Raw genomic sequence first — 18475 nt, forward strand, 5'->3', positions numbered from 1 at the left:
CGTTCTCAGACCTCGCGCGTCATGCGCGCGACGTCGTAACTGATGTCGGCGTCGGTCTGCCGGGTGTTGTCGATGGCCTTGCGCAGCCGGTCGCCGGCGTCCACGATCTCCTCGGCCAGCCGCTTGCACTGGTTGATCATCTCGGTGGGCCCGCCTTCGCGGAAGTGCGCCTGGTAGAAGGCCTGGCCCTCCGCGCCGCCGCCCCAGGGCGCCGCGGCCAGGTGCGTCTCGACCTCGCCGGCCAGCCGGGGCAGCGTCCTGCTGACCTCGTCGGCGGTCGCCGACCACGCGGACATGCCGCGGTCGACGATCGTGTGCGCGACGTACGTGCCGTCCCAGGGCTCCTTCACCGGCCGCCTCCCATGTCGTCGGCGAGCCGGGCCAGGACGGTCTCGACGTCACCGTCCAGGTGCGCCTTGAACTGGTCGGCGGGGATCACCGGCTCCAAGATCCGCATGACGTTCTCCTGTGCCTTCGCGGCGGCCTTGCGCGCGGTGTCCGCGATGGTGTCGGCCAGGGCCCGGGCGTCGGGGCGGCGGTAGATGCGCGGGTCGAGGTCGAGGCGGATCAGCTCGCCGCGCGCCCCCACGGTGACGGAGACCAGGCCGTCGGGCGAGGTCTCGGTGACCTGGACGGCCTTCGCCTTGGCGTGCAGCTCCAGCCCCTCGTCCTGCAGCCGGGTGAACATCTGGCGCAGCTCGTCCGCGTACGCCCGCATCGCCGCCACGTCTGGACGCTCCGTTGCCCCCATAACCCCCTCGCGACATTCGCGTCTTGTTACGCCACATGGGCCTTACGCGCCAGTTTCCGTCACATGAACACCAGGAAACAAGGTCTTGGCCTAAAAGTGATGATTTTCGGCGGTGATGGGCACGGCCTCCTCCCGGAGCTCCGCCACCTCTCCCCTGGGCGCCCAGGCCCGCCACACGCCGCGTTCCACGCGTTCCAGCCCCAGCTCGCGGGCGGTGTGCACGGACGCGCCGAGGTATTCGAGCAGCAGCAGGCCGTCCCGCTCGGCGTGCACCTGGAACGGCTCGCCGCGCCAGCGGCACACGACGGTCACGAATCGCAGCCACTCGCACTCGGTCACCGGGACGGTCCGGACGTGGCAGCCCGGCTCGACCTCCTCGAAGCCGTCGAGCGGTTCGGCGGAGCGCAGCCGTACCCACAGCTCCAGGGCGTGCGGCTCGGGGCTGGCGGGATAGTCGGCGCCGCGCCAGCGGGCACGGTAGGAGTGCCAGGAGGATGGCCAGGAGGTCACGGCCGCCTCCCGACGAGCAGCCAGCGGCGCAGGTCGCCGTGGTACATGGCGCGGCGGTGCTCGGTGCCCTCGATCGTCAGCTCCCAGATCTCGGCGCCGTGGGGCAGGCCGACCCCGTACACCTTGTACTCGCGGATGATGTTGTCGACGCTGGGCACCAGGCCCATGCCGACGAACGGCGGCTCCTCGACGACCCAGCCGGCCACGGCCGCCCGGCCCTCCTCGTCGGCGCCCCCGTACGGCGTGCGGTAGAGCTCCAGCCCGACGGGACGCCAGCGCAGGATGTTCAGCGACCCGCTCTCGGTCAGCAGCTCGCGCTGGTTCAGGACGGCGGCGAGCACCGCCGGGGTGGCGATGTGCGAGACGTCGAGCGCGTGGTGGCAGTAGCCGGACACCCTCGGCTCGCTCGCGGCCAGCAGCTCCGGCAGGTCGGCGGCGGCGATCAGCTTCTGCACCACCGGCACGCCCGAGCCGGGCGCGATCCGGAGGTCCTGCACCATGGTCGGCACGGCGAGCCGCGCCACCGTGCCGGGCTCCAGCAGGAACGACACCCGCAGCCCCGGGTTGACCGCCAGCCCCCATCGCAGGTCGGGCCAGCCGGCGGCCAGCTCGGTCAGCGAGGCGACCCGGCAGTGCGTCGCGGCCCCGCCGGAGGCCAGCGTCATGGCCTCGACGGAGGTGAAGGCGAGCAGCCAGGTGCGCCCGTCGCCGTCGGCGGTCGCCCACGCGGGCGGCTCCAGACCGGCCGCCGCGGCGGCGCTGATCGGCAGCGCCAGGTCGGCCTCACGCAGCAGGCTCAGGCACAACGCCTGCCGCCCCTCCTCGTGCGCGGCCCACAGCCGCTCCTCGAACGGGCCGGCCGGTGGTTGATCATCGGCAGTCATCCGCCCATTTTGTCCCCTTCGTCAGGTACGTAGCGACTTCATGACGTACGGAGCGACGTGGAGGGGTTGCTCCCCGTTCCCATCGGACCGACGATGGAGGCCACATGACCGGACAGAGCGACCCCGCCCGGCGCCTCACCATCTCGATCGGGCTGCACGGGAGCCTGCTCGTGGCCCACGCCAGCGGCGACCTCGACTACCGGTGCGCCGACCTGCTGCACCGGCAGATCGGCGACGCCTGGCAGGACGTCCCCACCGTGGGAGTGGTGCTCGACCTGGGCGGGCTCACGTTCTGCGACTCCATGGGCGTCGGCGCGCTCGTGCTCCTCCTGCACCAGAGCCGCGCCCAGCGCTCCCCGCTCGTCCTGTCGAGCCTGCCCGCCCGCGTCGAGCGCATCCTGGCGATCACCGGGCTGCGCGGGTTCTTCCACGTCGAGCCGTCCGTGGAGGCGGCCATCCAGGCGGCCGGGCCCGGTCACGTCACCGGCACGGGGTGACGCTCCCCGCGGGTGGCGGCGGCGCGCAGGGCCCGGTAGAGCAGCCGGGCATCGCCCAGCCGGTGACGCAGCAGCCGCTCCAGGCCGCCGATCGGGACGAGGTTCTGCGGCGCCCGCGGGTCCTTGTAGTCGACGCCCGCCAGCGGCGGAAGGGCGTGCGTGACCGAGTCCGCCAGGCGTACCAGCGCGTCGAGCCCCAGGTCGGCGCCCGCCTCGCAGCGCACCACCCCCGCCCACGGCACGCCGGACGGCGCGGGCAGCCGCACGTACCAGGCGTGGCGGCGCCAGCTCGTCCCCATGAGGAACACCGGCGTGCGCTGGCCGGGCCGCAGCCCCGCCACCGTCGCCGCCTGGGCGGCCGGGAGGTAGGCCGTGTGGTGCGTCTTGATGTAGCCGACCGTGCGGGGCAGCTGCGTCCGTCCCCGCAACGGGCCGTCCACCAGCAGCAGCTCCTCCTCGCCCGCCTCGGCCCGGTGCCGGATCGCGAGGTCCACCTCCAGCTGGGTCAGATGGCTCTGCAGGGCCAGGACCAGATCGTCCATGCCCGAGCGCGGGGCGCGGCGGGCGCGGTAGCGGCCGGCGGTCGTCAGGATGTCCGTCACGTACGGGTTCGCGGTGACCAGGGAACGGCTCACGTCCACGGCGACGACCTCGGCGGGGGCGCCTTGCACGCAGCGGACGATGCCGGCGGCGCAGGACGCGGCGATCCCCGGCACCGCCTCCCCGCCCGCGCCGGGCTCATGCGTCCACAGGCGGGCCTCGATGCGGCGCACGCCGTCGCTGATCAGCAGCACCTTGGGCGGTGCGGTGGCCGGGTCGGGGGTAATCGGGCGCCAGGCGGCGGCGGGCAGCTCGACGTCCAGGTCGAGCTGAGCGCTCGTGGCGTCCAGCTCGGCCAGCGCCTCCGCGTTCAGAGCCGCCGTGTAACCCGGGTCCCACGGATCAACGGTGAAAGGAGTTGTCATGCCGTCGCCCTGTGCAAGTGTGATCCCTTCGCATCGCGCCGGACCTCGAAGCGGACCGGGATGCGGTCGGCCAGCGCCGGCACGTGCGTCACCACGCCCACCATGCGCTCGCGCCCGCCGGCCAGGCGTTCGAGCGTGGTGGCGACCGTGTCCAGGGTGGCCGGGTCGAGGCTGCCGAAGCCCTCGTCCAGGAAGAGCGAGTCGAGGCTGCGCGCCGCCGTCGCCGACAGCCCCGCCACCTGGTCCGACAGGGCCAGGGCGAGGGCCAGCGCGGCCTGGAACGTCTCGCCGCCCGACAGGGTGCGGGCGTTGCGGCGCAGGCCCGCCTCGGCGTGGTCGATGACCTCGATCTCGTTCCTCGCGCCGAGTGCCAGCTCGTACTGGCCGTCGGACAGCTCGCGCAGGGTCTCGGAGGCGGCGGTGACGAGCAGGTCGAGTGCCTCGGTGCACAGCCAGCGCTCGAACGCGTCCGCGCGCAGGCACTGGGCCAGCTCCTTCGCCACCCTGGCCCGCTCCTCCTCGGCCCTGGCCCGCTCGTCCAGCTCCCTGGCGGCGGCCCGGTTCTCCCGCACCCTCGCGAGATGTGCCTGCGCCCGCGCGACCGCCGCCACCACCGCCTCCCCGAGCCGCGCGACCGCCGCCTCATCAGGAGCCCCACCGCTCGCCGTCTCGCCGAGGCCGCTCGCGCCCTCGCTTGAGAGGCCGGTCGCGCCCTCGTTTGAGCGCCCGCGCGGGGCAGCGGTGCCGCCGTGTGCCGGGCCGGCCGGGTGGGCGGCCGTTTCGGGGATCGGGACGCCGTGGGCCGTCAGGCGGGCGACCACCTCGGACCACTGGGCGCGGGCCTGGCGTTCGGCCTCGGCGACGCGCCCGGCCCGCTCCTCCAGCGCGGCCCGCTCCCGGACGGCGGCCTCGTCGCGCCAGGCGAGCAGGCTCGTCCAGGCGTCGTGGAGGTCGTCGCGCTCCAGGGGCGGCGCGCCGAGCGGCACCACGGTGTCCCGCGCCGCCTCCAGGTCGCGCCAGAGCCGATCAGCCTTCCCGGCCAGCTCCTCGGCACGCCGCGTGGCGGCGGCAAGCCGCGCCCGCGCGTCCCGGGCGGCCTGCCGCAGCTCGGCGGCCCGCCGCTCGGCCGCCCGCACGCTCGCAAGCCGCCCCTCCAGCTCGTCACGCTCGACACCAGGAGACGGAACGCCCCGGCCACCCGCGCCGCCATCCGCGAACGCCGCATCAACCCGCCGCCCGGCCCCGTTCGGCTGCGTGGCGGTGACGAGCGGGGCGGCCTGGGCGGCCAAGTCGTGGGCGGTGCGGGTGACGCGTTCGGCCAGTTCTCCGGCCGTGCGTTCGAGGTGGCGGAGTTCGGTGTCCGCCTCCGTGCGGCGGGCGCGGGCCTGGTCGGCCTCGGCCCGGCACGCTTTCACGTGCCGTTCGGCGGCCCGCAGGTCGGCCGTGGCCGGGTGGTGGGGCAGCCGTTCGACGGGGCGCAGGCAGGTGGGGCAGTCCTGGCCGACCACCAGGCGGCGGGCCAGGTCGGCGCCGGCGTGGGCGTCGCGCAGCCGGTCTCTGGCCTGCTCGGCCTCGGCGAGCGCGGTTTCGGCGGCGCGGGCGCGTTCGGCGAGCGGCGGGAGGCCGGCGCGCGCCCGGGCGGCGCGTTCCTCGACGGCCCGCAGGTCGGCGGCGGCGCGTTCGTGGTCGTCGAGGGTGCTGAGCAGGCTCATCAGCAGGCCGGGATCGTCGAGGGCGGCCAGCGTGTCCTCGGCCCGCCGCTCCGCCGCCTCGGCGCGTTCGGCGCCGGCGGCGTGCTCGCGCACCTGCGACGCCGCCGCGCGGACGGTCTCGGCGAGGGTGGGCACCTCGGGCGGCAGGGCGAGGGCGGCCAGGGCGGCGACGCGTTCGCGGGCGGTCTCCCGTTCGGCGGCGAGGCGGCGGATCTCGCCGGCCGCGTTCCTGAGGGTGTCGAGGGAGCCTCTGACCTGGTCGTCGAGGGTGCGCAGCGAGGAGAGGCGGGCCTCGGCGGCCTGCTGGGCGGGCTCGTCGGCGTCGGTGAGGCGGGCCAGCCGTGCCCGGGCGAACGCGGCGGCCTGCGCGGCGGCGCTCTCCTCCTGGACGGCGCGCTGCCGGACGCGTTCGTAGACGTCGGCGTCGAGGAGCTGCACCAGCAGGTCCTGCCGTTCGCGCGGCTGGGCGTGCAGGAACTCGGCGAAGCGGCCCTGCGGCAGCACCACGCACTGGGTGAAGAACTTGTACTCGAGGCCGGTGATCCGCTGGATCTCGGCGGTGACGGCGGCGCCTTCGGCGAGGGGCCGGGCGACGGCGCTCATCAGCTCGTCGAGGCCGGCCGTCGCCGGCACGGAGGTCAGCAGCTCCTCCAGGCGGGCCTCGGCGGTGTGCACCTTGCCCTTGGCGTCCCGTTTGAGCGCGCGGACGACGGCGTAGCGGCGGCCGGCGGTCTCGAAGACGAGCGCCACCTTGGCGGCGACGGCGGACGGGGCGAGGGCGTGGGCGATGACGTTCTCCTTGCCCCAGCGCGGCACGGTGCCGTAGAGGGCGAAGCAGATGGCGTCGATGAGCGTGCTCTTGCCGGCGCCGGTCGGCCCGACGAGGACGAAGTAGTCGACGTCGGCGAAGTCGACGGTGGCGGGCTCACGGAAGCTGCCGAAGTCGTCGAGGTGCAGGCGCAGCGGCCGCATCAGCCGCCCACCTCCTCGTAGAGCCGGTCGAACAGGGCGGCGACCTGGGCGTTGTCGCGTCCGGCGCCGGACAGGTAGTCGCGGAACAGCTCGCGCGGGCCGCGCGCGGCCCCGGCCGGCCCGGTGCTGCGGGGGTCGCGGACGGGCTGGAAGCGCTCGTGCACGCTGACCTCCAGCGCCGTGGGCAGGATCTCGCGGACGGTCTCGGCCAGGCCGGGCCGCGGTTTCTCGGCCACGATCACCCGCAGCCAGGTGTCGCCGAGGTCGGCGGCCATGGCCTCCAGCTCCTCCAGGGTGCCGGTCCTGGTGGCGAGCGCGCGGGCCGAGGAGATGGTGGCCTCGCGGACGGCGGCGGGCCGGCCCGGCTCGACCGTGACGAGCAGCGCGCCGGGCGCGTTGTCCTCCTCGCCGAAGTCGACGGCGAGAGGGGAGCCGCTGTACCAGATGGGGCAGGGGCCGGGGATCTGCTGGCGCCGGTGCAGGTGGCCGAGGGCGGCGTACTGGGTGGTGGCGGGGAACGCGGTGGGCTCGAAGTAGTAGGAGAAGATGGACTGGGCGCGGCGCTCGCCGCCGCCGAACCGGCCGCTGGGCAGCGTGCCGTGCGTGGTGACGAGGTTGACGGTGCCGGTGTCGAAGCCGGCGGTGAGCGCCTGGACGAGCTCGGCGACGCGGGCGGCGTAGTCGCGGTTGTGCTCGGCGGGGGTGCCGGTGAGCACGTCGGCGGCGCGGACGACGTACCGGTGCGACAGGAACGGCAGGGCGGCCAGGCGGACCGGCTCGCCGGAGCGGGCCGTGAAGGACAGCGTGCCGCCCTGGTCGGGGCGGCGGAACGCGCCGACGACGTGGATGCCGAGCCGGCCGAGCACCGGCCGGTACACCTCAAGGAGTTGCGGGTTGTCGTGGTTGCCGGCGAGCAGCACGACGTCGCGGCCGCCTTCGCGCAGGGCGAGCACGGCGTTGAGGACGAGCGCCTGCGCCTCGGGGGTGGGGGCGGAGGTGTCGAAGAGGTCTCCGGCGACGATGACGGCGTCCACGTCCTCCTCGCGGGCCAGCGTGACGAGCTCGCGCAGCACCGCGTGGTGCTCGTCGGTGCGGTGGCGGCCCTTGAGTACCTTGCCGACGTGCCAGTCGGCGGTGTGCAGGATCTTCATGCGGGGTGACCTCTAGAAGGGTGGGATGTCGTCGTCGGCGCCGGGCAGCCCGGCGAACGGGTCGGTGATCCCCGTCGTGACGGGGTGGCGCTGCCCGGCCTCGGCGGGGCGGGTGGCCCACGCGGGGAACGGGAAGGTGATCGCGAGCGGCACGGGGATCTCCGGCTGGGTGACGAACATGGTGCCGGGCCGGGCGATCGTGGCGCGTTCCCTGGAGGTGGCGGGCAGCCAGCCGTACTCGGGGCGGGTGGCCTCGGCGGGGTCGAGGCGGCCGGCGACGCGGACGGCGCAGTTGGCCACGATGCGCCGCTCCACCTCGGAGGCGGTCTGCTGGGCGCCGATGAGGATGACGCCCAGGGAGCGGCCGCGCTCGGCGACGTCCAGCAGGATCTCCTTGATGGGCGACTCGCCCTCGCGGGGCGCGTACTTGTTCAGCTCGTCCAGCACGACGAACAGCAGCGGCCGGGCCGTGCCGGCGCTCTCCTTGCGGGCGAACTCGCCGCGCAGGGTCACGCCGACCACGAACCGCTGGGCGCGGTCGGGCAGGTTGTGCAGGTCCACGATCGTGACCTGGGCGCCGGAGGTGCCGATCGCGTGCGGCCGGCCGGCGGGCAGGTCGCCGCGGACGATCGGCGCCAGCGGCCGGACGGCGGCGCGCAGCCGGCGCAGGAACGCGTTCACGGTGCCGAGCGGGGTGGGGGCGCCGGTCCACGCGGCGCGGCTGCCCTCGTCGGCGAGCTGTCCGGCGAGGAAGTCGACGAGGTCGGCGAACGTGCGGCAGACCGGCCCGGCGTCACCGTCGGGGCGGCGCACACGGACGGCGCCGCCGTCGCCGACGGGCTCGGCCCACGACTGCAGGCGGGCCGCCACCTGGCCGACGAGCAGGGAGTACTGGGCCCGCTCGTCGTCGGCGTCGGTGAAGACGAACCGCAGCAGCTCCTCGGCGCAGAACTCGGCCAGCGTCCAGTAGTAGGCGCTGACCGCCCGCGTCCTGGCCTGCACGTCGGGGACGGCGTTGGGGTCGCCGGGGCGGGGCGGGGCGAAGACGTGGACGCTGCCGAAGGGGGCCGCGGGCAGGCCGAGCCGGTCGTACTGGGCGCGGGCGGCGGCGTCGAGGCGCGTGTTGGGGTGGTCGAGGAAGAGCAGGTCCTCGCCTTTGACGGAGAAGATCAGCGCTTTGGTGTTGGCGGCCTCCGCGCCGAGCACGCCCGACTGGAAAATGGAATACACCAGGAATGTGGCGAACGACGTCTTCGTCGCCACTCCGGAAACGCCGGAGATCGACACGTGCGCGCCGCGGGTGCCGTCGAGGAAATCGAAATTGACGTACATCGGGCGGCCGTCGCGCCCGAGCCCGATGGGGACGCGCCGGTCCATGACGTCGAAATAGAGCGCCTGGTCGCGGTCGCCGGCCTGGGCGCGGTAGGCGGGCGCGCCGGGCAGCGGCGGGACGAACACCTCGGGCTCGACCCTGGTGACCCGGACCTCGGCGCATTCGACGACGGCGGCGGGCAGCGCGCCGTCGGCGATGAGGAACACGTCGGAGGCGAAGGCGGCGCCCTCGTGCCGGGCCTCGACCGCGGAGACCACCCCGGCGACCAGCACCTGCCCGAAGCCGGGCGCGTCGCGCCTGGTGACCACGACGTCGTCGAGCTGGACGACGCGGCCGGGCTTGAGGCCGACCCAGAACGACAGCGGCGAGGCGGCCTGGGTGCCGAGGACCCGGCCGATCGCGTCTCCCGACGCGGTGGCCCCGTCAGTCTCCGGCTCCGCCTTTTCGATCACAAGTGCGCTCCCGCCCCAGGGGTTTCTCGTCGTCCTTCCGCTGAATCCTAACTATCGGGAAATTGTTCTTTCGCCCATTCATTTGATCATTTAAGGCTTTTGCCCGTCGGGCGGGACGGTCACGAGCGGCGGGTCACCCCACGGTGTTTCGAGCGCCGCGCGCAGGGCCGCCGCCGCCTGCTCGCCGAGGCGGCTCGCCAGGACGCCCTCCATGACGGCGATGCAGCGCTGCGCCAGCTCGTGCGCCCGCCGTCCCTCTTCGGTGGTGCGGATCAGCCGGGCGCGGGCGGAGGACGGGTCGGGCACCTGCTCCATGAGCCCCGCGGCGATGAGGCCGTGCACGGCCTGGTGGGCGCTCTGCCGGGTGACGCCCATGCGCCGGGCCAGCTCGGACACGGTGGTGCCGGTGTCGTCGAGGGTGGCGAACACCCACGCCTGCGCGATGGTCAGCGGGCGCTCGCCGGCCCGCTCCATGCTGGCCAGGAGCCCGTCGTCGAACCAGCGCCTGGCCTCGGCCAGGCGCTGCGGCAGGTTGCGGGCCGGCTGCGTCATGTCGGTGTGCGTTCCAGGCTCTCGTCGGTACGGCGTCTTGCCAGAGTCTCCCATCCCTCCTAATGTCAGGCTACCTGACAACCCGATCCCGGCTGGAGAGCACCCGCCCATGACCATGGAATTCGCCACCCCCTACCGCACCCGCTCCCACCTGCCGCCCGGCCCCGGCCGGCCGTACTTCGTCGAGAAGGGCATGGGCGACCGCGCCCACCTGTTCGGCGACCTGATCACGATCTACGCGGGCGGCGAGCAGACCGAGAACACGTTCAACTTCTTCACCTGCGAGGGCCCCAAAGGCACGATCATCCCCGCGCACCTGCACGCCGGCACCTACGAGGTCTTCTACGTCACGCAGGGCGCGGTGCGGCTCTTCGTCGAGGACCTGGAGGGGGCGCAGCAGGAGAAGCTGCTGACCGCGGGCGACTTCGGCTTCGTCCCCAAGAACTGCCCGCACGCCTACCGCATCGAGCGTCACCACAGCCAGATCGTCGGCGTGGCCGCCGGGCCCGGCGGCACGTTCGAGCGCTTCTTCGAATCGCTCGGCACGCCCACCGACGAGCACGGCCTGCCCGCCACGCCGTACGTGCCCGCGCCGGAGCGGTTCGGCACCGTCCCGCAGCGGTACGACGTGCGCTTCCTGCCCGATCACGAGTGGCACACCTGAAACCCTGGCTTAACTAAGGCAAGCGCCTTAAAGTTGGTCCGAGCTGTCAACGACATGGGGGCCGCGATGACCACGCCGAACTATCCCTTCGACCGTGACGCCACGCTGGAGCCGCCGCGCGAGTGGGCCGAGCTGCGCGAGCAGTGCCCGGTCGCGCACGTGCGGCTGCCCAGCGGCGACACCGCGCAGCTGCTCACCGGCTACGACGACGTGCGCACCGCGCTGACCGACCAGCGCTTCCGCCGCGGCGGCCCCGACGCCGCCCGCATCTCCACCACGCGCGACGGCGGCATCTTCAACCGCGCCGCGTCCGGCACCGACATGCGCGAGGGCGAGGGGCACCTGCGGTGGCGGCGGCTGCTCACGCGCTCCTTCACCGTCAAGAAGATGGAGACCTGGCGCCCGCGCGTGCAGGCGATGGCCGACGAGCTCGTGGACGACCTGCTCAAGTCCGGCTCGCCGGCCAACCTGTCCGCCCAGCTCGCCCTGCCGCTGCCGGTGCGCGTCATCTGCGCCCTGGTCGGCGCGCCGAGCCGCGACCAGGACCGGTTCGCCCACTGGTCGCAGGTCATGCTCACGCTGACCCGCTACAGCCAGGAGGAGGTGGAGCAGGCCTACCAGGAGTTCGACTCCTACGTCTCCGACCTCGTGGACGCCCGGCGCGCCGACCCCGGCGACGACCTGCTGAGCGAGCTGACCCAGATCTCCGACAGCGAGGACGGCCGGCTCAGCCACCAGGAGCTCATCGCCACCGTGCGGGCGCTGCTGCTGGCCGGGCACGAGACGACGTCCAACATGATCGCCATCATGGCGGCCATGCTCCTGTCGGAGCGCGAGCGCTACCAGGCGGTGATCGACGACCCGGCGCTCATCCAGGGCACCGTGGAGGAGGTCCTGCGCCTCGACACCACGCTCAGCGTGATCGGCTTTCCGCGCGTCGCGGCCGAGGACCTCGAACTCGGCGGCGCCCCCGTGCGGGCGGGCGCCACCGTCATCCCGTGCCGGCCCGCCGCCAACCGGGACCCGCGCCGGTTCGAGGACCCCGAACGGTTCGACCCGCGCCGGCCCAACGCCGCCCAGCACCTGAGCTTCGGCGCGGGCGCGCACTACTGCCTGGGCCAGCCGCTGGCCCGCCTGGAGCTGCAGGTCGTGCTCGGCACGCTCACCCGCCGCCTGCCCACGCTCGCCCTGCGCGACGGTGTGGACGGCCTGCGCCTGCGCAAGGGCCTGCTGTCGGGCGGGCTGGAGGACGTCTGGGTCACCTGGTGAGCCCGCCGTCGTCCGGCGCGCGGCTCAGGACGGCCGGTTGGTCTGCGGGATCTCGATGCTGATCGGCCGCGCCTCCGACAGGAAGAGCAGGGTCGCCTTGCGCAGGAACTCGTCGAAGAGCCAGTACGCCTCCGGCGCCAGCGGGAAGGGCAGCAGCCCCTCGCGGACCGCGATGAAGGGCTTCCAGGACAGCCGCAGCAGCGGGTCCCACACCGGCTCCCGGGGGATCTTCAGCCAGCCGGCGATCTCGTCGCCGAGCATGAAGCGGGTGAACGCGCCGAGTATCGGCTTGCTGAGGATGCCGGCGTCGACGGAGGAGCCGAGGCCGAGCAGGATGTCGGCGAGCTTGACGCCCTCAGGCGTCGGGGCCAGCACGGGGGTCAGCACCTGCTCGGCCTGGCTGTTCGCCTCGGCCCAGGAGGCGGGGATGTACTCGTCCTTGATGCCGAGCATGTGCGCGCACAGCTGCCAGGAGTGCAGGAACGCCTCCGACTCCCCCGCCGGGATGGGCACCTTCCACGCGGCCAGCTTCTGCATGACGGTCGTGGGCAGGCTGTGCCAGGTCACCATCATGTCGCGCTGGCTGATCGGGATGTCCTCGTCGGCGACGTCCGGCCAGTGCGGCGACTGCGGCAGCAGGTGCCGCACGGCGGCGTGCACGAGCCGGGTCTTGACGCAGGTGACGATCATCTCGCCGTCGGGGCGGTAGGCGTTCTGCGACATGATGTCGTAGCCGAGCTTGGCGGTCTTGGAGATGCGGTCCTTCATGTCCGCGCCGCCCTGCGAGTAGTAGACGGCGCGGGCCTCCTTGGGGATGACCGTGCTCATCATGCCGCTGGCCAGCCCGTACAGGAGGCCGAGGTACAGGCCGCGCTTCTTGTTGAACTCGACGGCGAGCGACAGCTTGCCCTGGTCGGCCCAGGCGGGCAGCTGACGGGCGCGCTCCATGAAGGCGCGCAGGTCCTCCGGCAGCCCGGCGGGCAGCGGCTGGCCGTTCTTGGTCCAGGCGCGTAACAGCTCGTTGACGCGGGGGACGTCGCCGTTGTCGAGCAGCGCGGCCACCAGCGGGTCGGCCTCCTCGTCCCACACCCAGCGCGGGTCGAGGCCGGCCCCGGTGCCCGCCACCGAGCCGGTGGGCGACCACGTCCACGCGTGCGCGGGAGTCGCGATGCTCAGCGCACCGAGTGCGCCCAGCGCTCCGCCCGCCTTCAACATGTTGCGCCTGCTGAGTTCGCCCATGCCTTCGCTCCTCCTCTGGTCGAGGCCGGGAACACGTGCTTGATACGGTGGAACGCTAAGTGCATCTGCGTATCATGAGAGCACAACGTGACGCCCATCACAAGACGGAGCGGCCGTCGTGAGGTGACTGGGGCAGAATGAAGACACAGGAGGTGGTCGTGGATTCCGCGCTGTCCATGCTCATGTCACCCTCGGAGCCAGGCCCGGGATCCCTTCTGGATCGCGCGTACCTCGACGCCGTGGAGCGCGTCGACGACGCCGACGAGGCCCGCTCGCGCATCCTCGACGCCGCCTACGAGCAGTTCTGCCGCATGGGGATCCGCCGCTCGACCATGGAGGACGTCGCCCGGCGGGCGCGCGTCTCCCGCATCACCGTCTACCGCCGCTTCGCCACCAAGGACCTGCTGGTCGAGCAGGTCGTCCGCCGGGAGTTCCGCCGCTACTTCGACCGGTTCCTCATCGACATCGAGCAGGCCCGCACCGCGGCCGACCGGGTGGTGCTGGGCTTCGTCAGCTCACTGCGGGCGATCCGCTCCAACCCGCTCATCGGCGGCCTCATCGCCGCGGAGCCGGACCTCCTCGTCCCCTCCATGATCAACGACGGCGGCCGGACGCTCGCCACCGTCCGCCGGTTCGTCGCCGGCCAGCTCCGCCGCGAGCAACGCGCCGGCCACGTGCCCGCCGGCCTCGACACCGACCTGGTGGCCGAGATGATGGTCCGGGTCTCCGCCTCCTTCCTGGCCATTCCCAGCCAGGTCGTCGACCTCGACGACGACACCCAGCTCGCCGCTGTCGCCCGCCGCTTCCTCGTACCGATGCTGCACGCGGAGGACTGACCGGCCGATCTGCACACAACCCGCACCCGCGCCGCACCGCGCCACCACACGCGTCTGCTTCGATGGCGCCGTGATCCTTCGACGACTGCCGAGGGCGGGCGACGCCTCCTGGACGTTCGGCTGCGGCCTCTCGGCGGTCGTCGCGCTGCCGTTCCACCTGCTGGCCCGGCTGCCGCCGCTGGCCGGGCGGGTGTGGCCGGTGCCCGTCCTGGTGGCGCTCAGCGTGACCGTCTCGGTCGCCGGGCCGGTGGCGATGGTGCTGTACGACGTGGCCACCGAGGGCACGCCCGGCGACTGCGTCCTGCCGTGGTGGCCGTCGTGGCTGCCCTCGTAGCCCGCGACGGCGCCCGCCCCCGACGGCGCCGGCCCCCGACGATGCCGGCCCCCGACGGCGCAGGTCAGAACATGACCAGGGACCGGATCACGTCGCCCGAGCCCATCGCCGTGAACGCCTCGCCCACCTCGTCCAGCGTGATGCGGCGGCTGATCAGGCCCTCCAGGTCGAGCCGGCCGGCCCGCCACAGGCGCAGCAGGCGGCCGAAGTCGGTGCGGACGTCGCCGGAGCCGTACAGGCAGCCCGTCAGCCGCCGCTCGGTCGCGAACAGCTCGGCCGCGTTGAAGGTGACCAGGTCGTCGCGGCTGCCCGCGCCCACCACGACGGTGGTGCCGCCGCGCCGGGTGGCCTGCCACGCCTGCCGGATCGTCGCCGGGCGGCCCACGACCTCGAAGGCGTAGTCGAACCCGAGCCCGCCGGTGAGCTCGCGGACCGCGTCGCCGAGCTCGTCCGGTGTGGCCACGTGCGTGGCGCCGAACGCCCGGGCGGCCTCCAGCTTCTCCGGCACCTGGTCCACGGCCAGGACGGGGGCGGCGGCGGCCAGCCGGGCGCCCTGGATGACGTTGATCCCGACGCCGCCGCAGCCGATCACCAGGACCGACGAGCCGGGACGTACCTCCGCGGTGTTGATCACGGCCCCGACGCCGGTCAGCACCGCGCAGCCGACCACGGCGGCCACGTCGAACGGCACGTCGTCCGGGATCGGGATGGCGGCGCGCGCGTCCACCACCGTCTCCTCGGCGAAGCAGCCCACGCCGAGGCCGGCGTGGGCGGGCTCGCCTTCGACCGTCACGGTGGACGACGGCGGGCGGACGCTGACGCACAGGTTCGGCCGGCCGCCCAGGCACAGGGCGCAGCCGCCGCAGGGCGGGATCCACGACAGGATGACGTGCGTCCCGACCGGCGGGCCGCTCACGCCGGGGCCGAGCTCGACCACCACCCCGGCGCCCTCGTGCCCGGGCACCAGCGGCAGCCGGGCGGGCAGGCGGCCCTCGCACATCGACAGGTCGGAGTGGCAGACGCCGGCGGCGCGCAGCCGCACCCGCACCTCCCCCGGGCCCGGCGGGCGCACGGCCAGCTCGTCGGTGACCTCGACGGGCTTGCCCGTCTCACGCAGGATGACGCCTCGCATGTGTCGCTCTCCCCCGGCTCAGAGCTGGACGGACGTGGTGGTCAGGAACTCCTCCAGGCCGAAGCGGCCGTACTCGCGGCCGTACCCGGAGTGCTTGTAGCCGCCGAACGGAGCCAGCCCGTTGTGGGCGCCGTCGTTGATCCGGATCTGCCCGGCCCGCAGCCGCCTGGCGAAGCGGCGGGCGCGTCCGGGGTCGGCGGCGCGCACGCCGGCGGCCAGCCCGTACGCGGTGCCGTTGGCGATGCGCACGGCCTCGTCCTCCCCGTCGTACGGCAGCACGACCAGGACCGGGCCGAAGATCTCCTCCTGGGCGATGCGCGACTCGGGGGCGACGCCGGTGATCACGGTGGGCCGCACGTAGTAGCCGCGTTCCAGCCCGTCGGGCGCGTCGGGGCCGCCGGTGAGGAGGGTCGCGCCGTCCTCGGCGGCCGAGCGCAGGTGCGCGCGGACGCGCTCGCGCTGCACGGCCGAGACCAGCGGGCCGAGCCGGGTGGCCGGGTCGCGCGGGTCGCCCGGCGTGTACGTGGCGGCCTCGCCGGCGGCGACGCGCTCGGCGTCGTGCAGCCGCTCGCGCGGCACCAGCAGCCGGGTCAGGGCCGAGCAGGTCTGGCCGGAGTTCAGGTAGCAGGCGGCCACGCCCTTGCGCACGGCGTCCTCGAACGCGGCGTCGTCGAGGTCGTCGAGGAGCACGTTGGCGGACTTGCCGCCCAGCTCCAGCGCCGTGCGCCGGACCCCGGCGGCGGCCAGCTCGGCCACCCGCCGCCCGGCGCGGGTGGAGCCGGTGAACGAGACCATGTCCACGAGCGGGTGCGCCGCCAGCGCCTCCCCCGCCTCCGGCCCGGTGCCGGAGACGACGTTGAACACCCCGGCCGGGATGCCGACGTCGTGCATCACCTCGGCCAGCACGAACGCGTCGAGCGGCGTCACCTCGCTGGGCTTGAGCACCACCGTGCAGCCCGCGGTCAGCGCGGGCGCCACCTTGGCGGCGATCTGGTGCAGCGGGTAGTTCCAGGGGGTGATCGCGCCGACGACGCCGACCGGGTCGCGGTACACGACCGAGTTGCCCATCGGCTCCTCGAACGCGATGCCCGCGGCGACCTCCGGCATCGACAGGAACGTGCGGATCGGCGAGCCGACCTGGATGGCCCGGGTCAGCTTGATCGGCATGCCGAGCTCGTTCACGATCGTCTCGGTGAGCTCGTCGGCGCGCTCCCCGAGCGCGGCGGCCACGGCGGCGCACAGCCCGGCCCGCTCGGCGGCGGGGCGGGCCGACCAGGCGGGCAGCGCGGCGGCGGCGGCCTCGACGGCGCGCGCGACGTCCTTGGGGCCGCCGCGCGGCACCTCGTCGAAGGGCTCCTCGGTGGCGGGGTTCACCACCGGTATGGGGGCGCCGCCGCTCGCCGGCACCCACTCACCATCGACATAGATCCGCTGCGGCATGGCCCACCCTCGGCTTGGAGGAGCATTATTCTAGATTTTGATTCTAGAAGCCACGCCGCAGCACCGTCCAGTCGCGGAACCTTGAGGGCCCCGCCGCGCCCGCCGCGTCGGCCGGGCGCGGGGCGGCGGATCCCGCTGCTGTCAGCCGATGCGCAGGGGCAGCGTGCGCGGGCCACGGACCTGGCTGGCCGCCCACGTCACCGCCGCCGGATCCGCCAGGGAGAAGACGGGCACCCGCTCCAGCCACACCTCCAGCGCCACCCTCAGCTCCATGCGCGCCAGATGCGAGCCCACACAACGATGGATGCCCAGCCCGAACGCCGCGTGCCGGTTGACCTCCCGGTCGATGACCACCTCATCGGCCCGCTCGAAGTGCTCCGGATCCCGGTTCGCCGCCGGGAACGACAGCAGCACCCAGTCGTCGGCCTTCATCTCCACGCCGTTCCACTGCATGTCCTGCCTGACCAGCCGCGCCATCGTGACCGGCGCGTACGCCCGCAGCAGCTCCTCCATCGCGGTCGGCAGCAGCTCCGGCTCGGCCACCAGCCGCTCCCGATCGCGCGGCGTCCTGGCCAGGTGCCACAGCGACGCGCCGATGGCGCTCCACGTCGTGTCGATGCCCGCGATGAGCAGCAGGATGATCGTGCCCAGCACGTGGTCGGGGTCGAGCTTGCGCCCGTGCAGCTCCGCGTCGATCAGGTACGTGATCAGGTCGTCGCGCGGCTGGTCCACGTGCTCGCGGATCTGCGCCAGCAGGTAGTCCGCCAGCGCCGCGAACCCCTCGGCGCGCTCCTCCGGCCGCTTGTTCACACTCTCCAGCGACGTCTCGATGAACCGGCGGAACAGCGGCCCGTCCTCCGCCGGCAGCCCCAGCAGGTTCGCAATCACCCGTACCGGGATGTGCTGGGCGTACTCGCCCGCGCCGTCCACGACGTCCCGGCCCTCTAACGCGTCGATCAGCTCGTGACAGTACGCGCGCGTCGCCTCCTCCTGCTTGCGCACCGCGCTCTTGGTGAACGCGGGCAGCAGCAGCTTGCGGGCGTCGTGATGGAACGGCGGATCGGACGAGATCGGCGGCACGCTGCCCATGGGCGCCAGCTCCCGCGGCGGCCGGACGTTGCTGACGATGATCCCCCGCGAGGAGAACCGGTCGGTGTCGTAGGCGATGGCCGCCACGTCCTCGTACCGGGTCGGCAGCCACACGCCGCCGAACCGCTCGGTGTGCGCGATCGGGCAGCGCTGCCGCAGCTCGTCCTGGATCGGGTACGGGTCCGCCGCCCACACCGGGTCCACGTGGGAGAAGTCGGCGGCCCAGTCGGAGACCGGGTCGGTGACGATCTCGCTGGCCACCGGGATCGGGCGGTTCCTGCGCGCCTCGTCGAGATCGGGGCCGAAGCGGTCGTCCACGCCCGCCGGGCGGATCCGCCCGTCGTCCACGCTCATAGAGCCGCTCCGTTCTCGGCCTCGACGGCCCTCTCAGGGCAGTTGGCCACCGCCAGGCGCGCCTCCCCCTCCTGGCCGGCGGCCACCTCGCCGCTGCCCAGCACGGTGCCGTAGCCTTCGTCGTCCTCGCCGAACAGGTCAGGGGCGAGGTCGTAACAGCGGCCGTGCCCTTGGCAACGCTCGGAGTCGATCCGGATCTTCATTGCCTCGTTCCCGTCTGTACTGGGGGTTGGGTGGTCGAGGGCGGGGATCAAGCGTTCGGGGGGTTGGGTTCCGTCCCTGAAGGAATTAAAAAAGCGTTCATTTGTCCCGTCAAGGGTCCCCCGAGGCGCGATCGCC

Annotated in this window: 19 protein-coding genes; 5 read left to right on the forward strand and 14 right to left on the reverse strand. The window is 73.6% G+C overall.

Features of this window, described 5'->3' with window-relative positions; all coding sequences use genetic code 11:
* Nucleotides 1-5 precede the first annotated feature (5 nt).
* The 4 genes from HCN51_RS20075 to HCN51_RS20090 all read right to left on the reverse strand — a co-directional run bounded on the left by HCN51_RS20075 (nucleotide 6) and on the right by HCN51_RS20090 (nucleotide 2145).
* Complete coding sequence (locus HCN51_RS20075) at nucleotides 6-350, reverse strand: hypothetical protein (protein WP_080039059.1); 345 nt, start codon at nucleotides 348-350, stop codon at nucleotides 6-8.
* Nucleotides 347-718, reverse strand: coding sequence for a YbaB/EbfC family nucleoid-associated protein (locus HCN51_RS20080; protein ID WP_240973058.1), 372 nt, complete (start codon nucleotides 716-718; stop codon nucleotides 347-349). The genes HCN51_RS20075 and HCN51_RS20080 overlap by 4 nt, the downstream gene beginning before the upstream one ends.
* A gap of 123 nt (nucleotides 719-841) precedes the next feature.
* Nucleotides 842-1261, reverse strand: a complete 420-nt coding sequence (locus HCN51_RS20085; protein WP_168011059.1) for a hypothetical protein — start codon at nucleotides 1259-1261, stop codon at nucleotides 842-844.
* Nucleotides 1258-2145 carry an SseB family protein gene (locus tag HCN51_RS20090; protein WP_168011060.1) on the reverse strand — a complete coding sequence of 296 codons (888 nt, stop codon included), beginning with the start codon at nucleotides 2143-2145 and terminating at the stop codon, nucleotides 1258-1260. Before HCN51_RS20090 ends, HCN51_RS20085 begins: the two co-directional genes overlap by 4 nt.
* A gap of 104 nt (nucleotides 2146-2249) precedes the next feature.
* On the opposite strand from HCN51_RS20090, the gene HCN51_RS20095 reads away from it, so the two are divergent.
* Nucleotides 2250-2642 (forward strand): STAS domain-containing protein, encoded by a 393-nt coding sequence (locus HCN51_RS20095; RefSeq protein WP_168011061.1) that lies wholly within the window; start codon nucleotides 2250-2252, stop codon nucleotides 2640-2642.
* Here HCN51_RS20095 and HCN51_RS20100 read toward each other — a convergent pair.
* The 5 genes from HCN51_RS20100 to HCN51_RS20120 form a co-directional block, all read right to left on the reverse strand.
* Entirely contained in the window at nucleotides 2621-3607 is a 987-nt protein-coding gene (locus HCN51_RS20100; RefSeq protein WP_168011062.1) for a hypothetical protein, read from the reverse strand. The genes HCN51_RS20095 and HCN51_RS20100 overlap by 22 nt on opposite strands.
* Entirely contained in the window at nucleotides 3604-6291 is a 2688-nt protein-coding gene (locus HCN51_RS20105) for an AAA family ATPase (RefSeq protein ID WP_168011063.1), read from the reverse strand. The genes HCN51_RS20100 and HCN51_RS20105 overlap by 4 nt, the downstream gene beginning before the upstream one ends.
* The gene (locus HCN51_RS20110) at nucleotides 6291-7442 is read right to left on the reverse strand and encodes an exonuclease SbcCD subunit D (RefSeq protein WP_168011064.1); all 1152 of its coding nucleotides are present in this window, start codon (nucleotides 7440-7442) and stop codon (nucleotides 6291-6293) included. The genes HCN51_RS20105 and HCN51_RS20110 overlap by 1 nt, the downstream gene beginning before the upstream one ends.
* A 12-nt stretch (nucleotides 7443-7454) precedes the next feature.
* The gene (locus HCN51_RS20115) at nucleotides 7455-9227 is read right to left on the reverse strand and encodes an ATP-binding protein (protein ID WP_346433717.1); all 1773 of its coding nucleotides are present in this window, start codon (nucleotides 9225-9227) and stop codon (nucleotides 7455-7457) included.
* 90 nt (nucleotides 9228-9317) lie between these two features.
* Nucleotides 9318-9779: a MarR family winged helix-turn-helix transcriptional regulator gene (locus HCN51_RS20120; RefSeq protein ID WP_168011065.1), complete on the reverse strand. Its 462-nt coding sequence runs from the start codon at nucleotides 9777-9779 to the stop codon at nucleotides 9318-9320.
* A gap of 109 nt (nucleotides 9780-9888) precedes the next feature.
* Here HCN51_RS20120 and HCN51_RS20125 point away from each other — a divergent pair, with 109 nt between their 5' ends.
* Both HCN51_RS20125 and HCN51_RS20130 read left to right on the forward strand, forming a co-directional pair.
* Complete coding sequence (locus HCN51_RS20125) at nucleotides 9889-10443, forward strand: quercetin 2,3-dioxygenase (protein ID WP_168011066.1); 555 nt, start codon at nucleotides 9889-9891, stop codon at nucleotides 10441-10443.
* Between the two features lie 66 nt (nucleotides 10444-10509).
* Complete coding sequence (locus tag HCN51_RS20130; RefSeq protein WP_168011067.1) at nucleotides 10510-11712, forward strand: cytochrome P450; 1203 nt, start codon at nucleotides 10510-10512, stop codon at nucleotides 11710-11712.
* A 24-nt stretch (nucleotides 11713-11736) separates the two neighbouring features.
* Here HCN51_RS20130 and HCN51_RS20135 read toward each other — a convergent pair whose 3' ends face one another.
* Complete coding sequence (locus tag HCN51_RS20135) at nucleotides 11737-12951, reverse strand: oxygenase MpaB family protein (RefSeq protein ID WP_168011068.1); 1215 nt, start codon at nucleotides 12949-12951, stop codon at nucleotides 11737-11739.
* 137 nt (nucleotides 12952-13088) lie between these two features.
* On the opposite strand from HCN51_RS20135, the gene HCN51_RS20140 reads away from it, so the two are divergent.
* A complete protein-coding gene (locus tag HCN51_RS20140) occupies nucleotides 13089-13787 on the forward strand; it encodes a TetR/AcrR family transcriptional regulator (RefSeq protein ID WP_168011069.1) in 699 nt (232 codons plus the stop codon).
* A gap of 70 nt (nucleotides 13788-13857) precedes the next feature.
* Nucleotides 13858-14121 carry a hypothetical protein gene (locus tag HCN51_RS20145; RefSeq protein ID WP_168011070.1) on the forward strand — a complete coding sequence of 88 codons (264 nt, stop codon included), beginning with the start codon at nucleotides 13858-13860 and terminating at the stop codon, nucleotides 14119-14121.
* 64 nt (nucleotides 14122-14185) lie between these two features.
* On the opposite strand, the gene HCN51_RS20150 is transcribed toward HCN51_RS20145, so the two are convergent.
* The 4 genes from HCN51_RS20150 to HCN51_RS20165 all read right to left on the reverse strand — a co-directional run bounded on the left by HCN51_RS20150 (nucleotide 14186) and on the right by HCN51_RS20165 (nucleotide 18339).
* Nucleotides 14186-15253 (reverse strand): Zn-dependent alcohol dehydrogenase, encoded by a 1068-nt coding sequence (locus HCN51_RS20150; protein ID WP_168011071.1) that lies wholly within the window; start codon nucleotides 15251-15253, stop codon nucleotides 14186-14188.
* Nucleotides 15254-15271: 18 nt separating this feature from the next.
* Nucleotides 15272-16693 carry an aldehyde dehydrogenase family protein gene (locus HCN51_RS20155; protein WP_168011072.1) on the reverse strand — a complete coding sequence of 474 codons (1422 nt, stop codon included), beginning with the start codon at nucleotides 16691-16693 and terminating at the stop codon, nucleotides 15272-15274.
* A gap of 141 nt (nucleotides 16694-16834) precedes the next feature.
* Nucleotides 16835-18136 carry a cytochrome P450 gene (locus HCN51_RS20160; protein WP_168011073.1) on the reverse strand — a complete coding sequence of 434 codons (1302 nt, stop codon included), beginning with the start codon at nucleotides 18134-18136 and terminating at the stop codon, nucleotides 16835-16837.
* On the reverse strand, nucleotides 18133-18339 hold the full coding sequence (locus tag HCN51_RS20165; RefSeq protein ID WP_168011074.1) for a ferredoxin: 207 nt from the start codon (nucleotides 18337-18339) through the stop codon (nucleotides 18133-18135). The genes HCN51_RS20160 and HCN51_RS20165 overlap by 4 nt, the downstream gene beginning before the upstream one ends.
* Nucleotides 18340-18475: the final 136 nt, after the last annotated feature.

Source organism: Nonomuraea composti, from assembly GCF_012034275.1.
GTDB lineage: Bacteria > Actinomycetota > Actinomycetes > Streptosporangiales > Streptosporangiaceae > Nonomuraea > Nonomuraea composti.

What these genes read in the sequence shown, in the direction of transcription:
- HCN51_RS20080 (WP_240973058.1), bottom strand. Translation starts at nt 718, where the DNA reads ATGCGGGCGTACGCGGACGAGCTGCGCCAGATGTTCACCCGGCTGCAG.
- HCN51_RS20090 (WP_168011060.1), bottom strand. Translation starts at nt 2,145, where the DNA reads ATGACTGCCGATGATCAACCACCGGCCGGCCCGTTCGAGGAGCGGCTG.
- HCN51_RS20095 (WP_168011061.1), top strand. Translation starts at nt 2,250, where the DNA reads ATGACCGGACAGAGCGACCCCGCCCGGCGCCTCACCATCTCGATCGGG.
- HCN51_RS20100 (WP_168011062.1), bottom strand. Translation starts at nt 3,607, where the DNA reads ATGACAACTCCTTTCACCGTTGATCCGTGGGACCCGGGTTACACGGCG.
- HCN51_RS20105 (WP_168011063.1), bottom strand. Translation starts at nt 6,291, where the DNA reads ATGCGGCCGCTGCGCCTGCACCTCGACGACTTCGGCAGCTTCCGTGAG.
- HCN51_RS20110 (WP_168011064.1), bottom strand. Translation starts at nt 7,442, where the DNA reads ATGAAGATCCTGCACACCGCCGACTGGCACGTCGGCAAGGTACTCAAG.
- HCN51_RS20120 (WP_168011065.1), bottom strand. Translation starts at nt 9,779, where the DNA reads ATGACGCAGCCGGCCCGCAACCTGCCGCAGCGCCTGGCCGAGGCCAGG.
- HCN51_RS20125 (WP_168011066.1), top strand. Translation starts at nt 9,889, where the DNA reads ATGACCATGGAATTCGCCACCCCCTACCGCACCCGCTCCCACCTGCCG.
- HCN51_RS20130 (WP_168011067.1), top strand. Translation starts at nt 10,510, where the DNA reads ATGACCACGCCGAACTATCCCTTCGACCGTGACGCCACGCTGGAGCCG.
- HCN51_RS20135 (WP_168011068.1), bottom strand. Translation starts at nt 12,951, where the DNA reads ATGGGCGAACTCAGCAGGCGCAACATGTTGAAGGCGGGCGGAGCGCTG.
- HCN51_RS20140 (WP_168011069.1), top strand. Translation starts at nt 13,089, where the DNA reads ATGAAGACACAGGAGGTGGTCGTGGATTCCGCGCTGTCCATGCTCATG.
- HCN51_RS20150 (WP_168011071.1), bottom strand. Translation starts at nt 15,253, where the DNA reads ATGCGAGGCGTCATCCTGCGTGAGACGGGCAAGCCCGTCGAGGTCACC.
- HCN51_RS20155 (WP_168011072.1), bottom strand. Translation starts at nt 16,693, where the DNA reads ATGCCGCAGCGGATCTATGTCGATGGTGAGTGGGTGCCGGCGAGCGGC.
- HCN51_RS20160 (WP_168011073.1), bottom strand. Translation starts at nt 18,136, where the DNA reads ATGAGCGTGGACGACGGGCGGATCCGCCCGGCGGGCGTGGACGACCGC.
- HCN51_RS20165 (WP_168011074.1), bottom strand. Translation starts at nt 18,339, where the DNA reads ATGAAGATCCGGATCGACTCCGAGCGTTGCCAAGGGCACGGCCGCTGT.